Here is a 6,170-nt window from a genome sequence, read left to right as displayed (position 1 = left end):
ATTTTTCAAAGTCACCAAATAAGAAACTAAATATGGTCTGGTAGTTCAGCTGGTTAGAATGCCTGCCTGTCACGCAGGAGGTCGCGGGTTCGAGTCCCGTCCAGACCGTTTGGCTCGGTAGCTCAGTTGGTAGAGCAATGGATTGAAGCTCCATGTGTCGGCAGTTCGATTCTGTCCCGCGCCATAATGCGGGTGTAGTTTAGTGGTAAAACCACAGCCTTCCAAGCTGTTGTCGCGAGTTCGATTCTCGTCACCCGCTTTTAGTTTTTTTTATGGGCCTATAGCTCAGCTGGTTAGAGCGCACGCCTGATAAGCGTGAGGTCGATGGTTCGAGTCCATTTAGGCCCATTAGTTTCACCTGGCCCGTTGGTCAAGCGGTTAAGACACCGCCCTTTCACGGCGGTAACACGGGTTCGAATCCCGTACGGGTCATTAAAGATACTTTCTAAAGTATCTTTTTTTATTTGTAAGAATGATTTCAAAAGACTTAAGATAGTTATCGTAGGCGATGATTGTTTTAGGTCTTTTTATTTGATTCTATAGGTGATCAGAAATAGAATGAAAAAAATTTGGTTCTGCTGCAAAGGATTTGTTGTATACTTATGCTCCTAGACTTTGAACCTTTTTTATTTGCTATTCTTTAAACATGTAGCATAGTGAAGCGAAATGATTACCTGGGATAAAGGAAATAAACAGCATTATCAGTGAACTATTCAAATTTTTAAGTAATTACGTTAAAAAAACAAGCGTAAATTTCAAATATCTGCTATACTTGGTTCGTTGCAAGTTCCCGAGAGGATCCGTCATCGGCGGAGATGCCTTGTAACCGAATTTAACTAGGGGGAATCACTATGGGAGAAAGACATTTATTTACCTCAGAATCTGTTTCTGAAGGACATCCAGATAAAGTTGCTGATCAAATCAGTGATGCGATCTTGGATGCAATTTTAGCAAAGGATCCAAATGCACGTGTGGCTTGTGAAACATCTGTTACCACTGGTCTTGTATTGGTATTTGGAGAAATCTCAACCACTGCCTACGTGGATATTCAAAAAGTGGTACGTCAAACGATCAAAGAGATTGGCTACACACGAGCAAAATTTGGCTTTGATGGGGATACAGTAGCTGTATTAGCTGCAATTGATGAACAATCACCAGATATCGCTCAAGGTGTTGATGAAGCACTTGAGATTCGTGACGAAGCGAAGAGAGATGTATTGGATGAGATCGGTGCTGGAGACCAAGGATTGATGTTTGGTTTTGCAGTCGATGAAACACCTGAATTAATGCCTTTACCAATTGCATTAAGCCATCGTCTAGTTCGTCGTTTAGCTGATTTACGTAAATCTAATGAATTAACTTATCTACGTCCAGATGCAAAATCACAAGTAACAGTTGAATATGATGACAATGGTCAGCCAGAACGAGTGGATACCATCGTTATTTCAACACAACATGATGATGCAGTGGACAATGAAACAATTCGTCATGACGTCATTGAAAAAGTAATAAAAGAAGTTATTCCAGCTGAATTACTTGATGACAACACAAAATACTACATCAATCCTACTGGTCGCTTTGTTATTGGGGGACCTCAAGGAGATGCTGGGTTGACGGGAAGAAAAATCATCGTTGACACATATGGCGGCTATGCTCGTCATGGTGGTGGAGCATTTTCTGGGAAAGATGCTACTAAGGTTGACCGTTCAGCAAGTTATGCCGCTCGTTACATTGCGAAAAACATTGTAGCAGCTGGTTTGGCAAGAAAAGCTGAAGTTCAGTTAGCCTATGCGATCGGTGTTGCACAACCTGTATCTATTTCAATCAATACTTTTGGTACGTCAACTGTTCCAGAAGAAGACTTGATTGCCGCTGTGAGAGAAAACTTTGATCTACGACCTGCAGGTATTATTGAAATGCTTGATTTACGTCGTCCAATTTATCGTCAAACAGCTGCTTATGGTCATTTTGGTCGTACGGATATCGAATTGCCATGGGAAAAAACAGATAAAGTTGATGCAATTAAAGCAAGCTTAGCAAAATAGCTTTTTGATGGCTGGAATGGTTCTCTTTATGGGATCATTCCAGTTTTTTTTATCCTAACGACTGAAGAGAAATCCATGGTCGTTTTTGATTCGTGTTTTTGATAAATGATAAAGCCTATTTTTTTTGGCTAAAATTTATTTGGCAACAATAAAAAAGGAGGAATAAGATGAAAAGAGAAACAAACGTCAAATTAGTAACGATCAGTGTGTTTATTGCAACTTTCATGACAGCAATTGAAGGAACGATCGTGACCACTGCGATGCCTACGATCGTCGGCTCTCTTCACGGTATGGAGATCATGAATTGGGTATTTTCGATTTATTTACTAACGAATGCGATGCTGACACCGATCTATGGCAAACTTGCAGATAAAGTGGGGAGAAAACCTATTTTTATCTTTGGAACGCTATTATTTATTATTGGTTCTTTATTTTGTGGACTTTCTCAAACCATGATGGGGTTGATTGCTGCTCGTGCTGTTCAAGGAATGGGCGCTGGAGCAATGATGCCAGTGGCGTTAACGATCATTGGCGATTTATATACGATTGAAAAAAGAGCAAAAGTTTTAGGTTTGAACAGTTCGGCTTGGGGAATTGCTAGTGTTTTTGGACCATTAGCTGGAGGTTTTATTGTAGAAACGATCAGTTGGCATTGGATCTTTTTTATTAATGTACCGATCGGGCTTTTATTGATGGTTTTGATCTGGCTTTATTTGAACGAGCCACAGAGAGAACATGAGTCGAAACCGATGGATCTATTCGGTAGTTTTAGTTTGATGGCGATGTTGGTTGCTTTACTTCTTGGATTTCAATTGTTAGGGGATCAAGGATTTACTCCAGTAGTGATCGGGCTTTTGATCGGAAGTCTTCTTCTATTATTTTTATTTATTGCAGCCGAAAAAAGAGCAAAAGACCCTGTGATCATGTTGCATCTTTTTGCTAATCCACTATTTGTGGTCGTGAATCTAGCAGCAGCTTTAGCCAGTGGGTTCTTAATGGGCATCGATGTGTATATCCCAATGTGGATGCAAGGGGTATTAGGGCTAAATGCTGCAGTAGGGGGATTGGTCTTAGCACCGCTTTCACTTGTTTGGATGGTTGGTTCTTTCTTAGCAAGTAAGTGGATGACTCAAATGGCAACGAATTGGGTATTGCGAATTGGTCTATTGATTGCCTCTCTAGGCGGTGCCTGGCTCTGGTTAATGCCATTTGAAAGTAATTTTTTATGGTTCTTTGCTATTTCAACGGTCATTGGTGTAGGACTAGGAATCACCATGACTACCTCAACTGTTAGTGCCCAAAATAGTGTGTCTCGAGATCAACTAGGGGTAGCTACCTCGTTCAATACATTGGTGCGGACGATTGGACAAACTGTGATGGTGGCAGTCTTTGGCTTATTGATCAATGGAGTAACACAACGGGAGCTGAATGCGACTAATTTGACGAATGATGCAGATATCATGAATAAGCTAGTCAACCCACAAACAGCTAAAAACATTGCGTCAGAGTTGATCACGCCTTTACGGAAGATTTTATATGAAGGATTGCATCAAGTCTATTTTGTGGGGCTGTTACTAGTAGTGATTGCTTTTGCATTGACATTTGTCGTTCGTGAAAAAAGTGATAGAATAAGAGAGTATTAGTACAAGAAAGTAGTACTAAATGTTACTTTGTGAGGTCGTTTGACCAATTATTTCACAACGATAACCGGTGTTAGAATAGTTGTTTTATCAAAATTTGTCATTATTGGTCAGGTCAAAAACACTATTTTTCACACCTTAGAGAGGATGTTTCAACGTGGCATTTATTCAAGCAAATATTTATTCAAATGTTTTAGAGATGGAAGTAAACCTGAATGTAATCCTTCCACAAACAACAAATAAAGTGATCGGTACGAGTTCACAACAAGCGACAACAGATGTTCCTGTCTTATACCTTCTGCACGGAATGGGAGGAAATCATAGTGTCTGGGAGCGTCGGACGTCGATTGAAAGATATGTCGCAGACCATGGATTAGCGGTCATTATGCCTTCTACTGATCTAGGTTGGTATACCGATACGGCATATGATATGAAATACTGGACGTTTATTTCAGAAGAGCTTCCCGAAATCTGTCATGAACTGTTTCCACAATTAACGACAAAAAGAGAAAAGACTTATGCTGCTGGATTATCAATGGGTGGCTATGGTGCTTTGAAACTTGGACTAGCAAAACCAGAAAATTTTGCTGCAATCATTTCTTTATCAGGAGCCATTTCAGTAGGCAATCGGATGGATGATTTATTGATGATTCGAAAGGCAAAATTCTGGGAGGGCGTATTTGGACCGTTAGATCAGATCAAAGGTTCAGTTAATGATCCTCAGTATTTATTAGAAGAATTAGTAAAGAGTGACAAAACAGCACCTCGTATCTACTTGGCATGTGGAGAATCAGATTTTCTTTATCAAGCAAATCAAGAAATGACCGATTCATTGAAAGCAAATGGAATTGGCGTGACCTTCGAACATGGTCCTGGTGAACATAACTGGGTATTTTGGGATCAGTGGATTCAACGTGCTTTGGATTGGTTATTTGAAGAGAACTAGATAAAGAATCCTTGGTTATTCTTAGCTTTTGAGGCTATTTTTAGGAGGATCGCTAGGGCTGAGACATTGTCTTGGCCTTAGCTTTTTTATAGGACGAATCATCAGGTAATAATTTGAAAGAGGTGTTTTTTTGGAAGAGATAAAGCATTGTAAAGAATCGATAGTCATTCAAACACATCGGATTTTTCCATTCGATCTTAATCCTTTTGGGTTTTTATTTGGTGGAAAATTGATGACGATGATTGATGATGCTGCGTCGATCTCTGTGACAAGACATTGTCGTAGAGGTGCAGTTACTGCTTCTTTAGACAGCTTGAATTTTTTGAAGCCATTGCATGAAAACCATTCTGTGTGTGTAGAATCTTATGTAAGTGGTACTCATCATAAATCGATGGAAGTATTCGTTAAAATTATTGGAGAAAATCTGACAACTGGGGAGCGTTACTTAGCCGCAACTTGTTTTACAACATTTGTCGCTGTTCCGTCTCATATGAATGAAGAAACGGAATTTACAGTACCTAAAGTCATACCTGACACGGCAGAAGAAAAACTAGTGTGCGCAGGATACGAAAAACGTCGCAAACAGCGCTTACAAGAACGAGAAGACTACCGAGCTTTTGCTGCTCAATTATCAACAGACCTTCCTTGGTTAAAAAATGAAGGAATAGATGATTAGACTGCTTCATCTAGGATAAGTGAAATGGCTAAACTAGTAGCTAAACTGACTATTACTTGTGGAATAGGAAGTTTTATTCACGTAGTCAACTCAAACAGTAAACAAAAAATCATGAAGGCAAGTTCGCGAACTTGCCTTCATGTCTTTTTTTGTTTACGATTCTTTTTGTACAGCCAACCCTTGAAGATAGATCGTCACACTATCAAGAAAGAGTTGTTTTTCATTTTCTTGGTGCTGGTGAGCGGTGATACTAGCCTTTAGTCCAACTAGTGCATTTTCTTCGACATAACTTTTCATAGAAAGAATAGCATCTTTGAGTAAGTGATTACCGGTCATGATTTTGTGCCGAAGATTCTGTTCATGCTGTTGATCCATCAGTTGACCAATCAACAAGTTATGAAGAGCAAACACTGCTTGACGACTACGGTCAATCGAAAAGCCCGCTTGGATAAGAATCTGGATCATCATTTCTAAGTGTTCCAAACGACTCGCATAAGAAGGAACGGTATTGATTTCTAGCTCTGCACCACAAGGAAAGTGGGTGTAAAGGTCGTAGTAGTTTTCCATGAATTGAATAAGGCGTTCCTGCCAAGGTAAACGAGGCTCGGGAATGATTAGTTCATTTTCCATGAATTCAGCCATTTTTTGGAGCAAGTCTTGCTTATTTTTGAAATACCAGTAAAGCGCAGGGGCTTTTACTTGAACTTTTTGAGCAAGGTTTCGCATAGATAGTTTTGATAGTTCTTGCGTTTCTGCCAGAATCGCAAAAGCAGATTTGATAATCATTTCTTGGGAAAGCTTTGGTTCCAAATTTAATCAACCTCTTGTATTGCAATATTTTTTTAAACATGGTAAATTGTTAG

At 39.6% G+C, this 6,170-nt stretch carries 5 protein-coding genes, 5 tRNA genes and 1 riboswitch; of the genes, 9 read left to right on the top strand and 1 reads right to left on the bottom strand.

The features are described from left to right. The first annotated feature begins 34 nt into the window (after positions 1-34). The 9 genes from IGL30_RS11785 to IGL30_RS11745 all read left to right on the top strand — a co-directional run bounded on the left by IGL30_RS11785 (position 35) and on the right by IGL30_RS11745 (position 5,307). Positions 35-108 (top strand) — tRNA-Asp (locus IGL30_RS11785). Between the two features lie 3 nt (positions 109-111). After that, positions 112-184: transfer RNA gene (locus tag IGL30_RS11780), tRNA-Phe, on the top strand. A 4-nt stretch (positions 185-188) separates the two neighbouring features. Beyond that, positions 189-259 (top strand) — tRNA-Gly (locus tag IGL30_RS11775). 15 nt (positions 260-274) lie between these two features. Beyond that, positions 275-348: transfer RNA gene (locus IGL30_RS11770), tRNA-Ile, on the top strand. 12 nt (positions 349-360) lie between these two features. Beyond that, a tRNA-Glu gene (locus IGL30_RS11765) sits at positions 361-432 on the top strand. 343 nt (positions 433-775) lie between these two features. Then, positions 776-854: riboswitch (SMK box riboswitch) on the top strand. Then, positions 852-2,045 carry a methionine adenosyltransferase gene (gene metK, locus IGL30_RS11760; RefSeq protein ID WP_034868017.1) on the top strand — a complete coding sequence of 398 codons (1,194 nt, stop codon included), beginning with the start codon at positions 852-854 and terminating at the stop codon, positions 2,043-2,045. It overlaps the preceding riboswitch by 3 nt. 167 nt (positions 2,046-2,212) lie before the next feature. Beyond that, positions 2,213-3,688 (top strand): MDR family MFS transporter, encoded by a 1,476-nt coding sequence (locus tag IGL30_RS11755; RefSeq protein ID WP_081128890.1) that lies wholly within the window; start codon positions 2,213-2,215, stop codon positions 3,686-3,688. Between the two features lie 154 nt (positions 3,689-3,842). Next, positions 3,843-4,631 (top strand): alpha/beta hydrolase, encoded by a 789-nt coding sequence (locus IGL30_RS11750; protein ID WP_088745553.1) that lies wholly within the window; start codon positions 3,843-3,845, stop codon positions 4,629-4,631. A gap of 130 nt (positions 4,632-4,761) precedes the next feature. Further along, positions 4,762-5,307, top strand: coding sequence for an acyl-CoA thioesterase (locus IGL30_RS11745; RefSeq protein WP_010736958.1), 546 nt, complete (start codon positions 4,762-4,764; stop codon positions 5,305-5,307). 153 nt (positions 5,308-5,460) lie between these two features. Here IGL30_RS11745 and IGL30_RS11740 read toward each other — a convergent pair whose 3' ends face one another. Beyond that, positions 5,461-6,117, bottom strand: coding sequence for a TetR family transcriptional regulator (locus IGL30_RS11740; RefSeq protein WP_088745552.1), 657 nt, complete (start codon positions 6,115-6,117; stop codon positions 5,461-5,463). Positions 6,118-6,170: the final 53 nt, after the last annotated feature.

The organism is Enterococcus sp. DIV1089c (assembly GCF_050530965.1).
GTDB lineage: Bacteria > Bacillota > Bacilli > Lactobacillales > Enterococcaceae > Enterococcus_B > Enterococcus_B hirae.
Note: the sequence above shows the minus strand (reverse complement) of the source record. Positions and strands in the feature narration are given on the sequence as shown.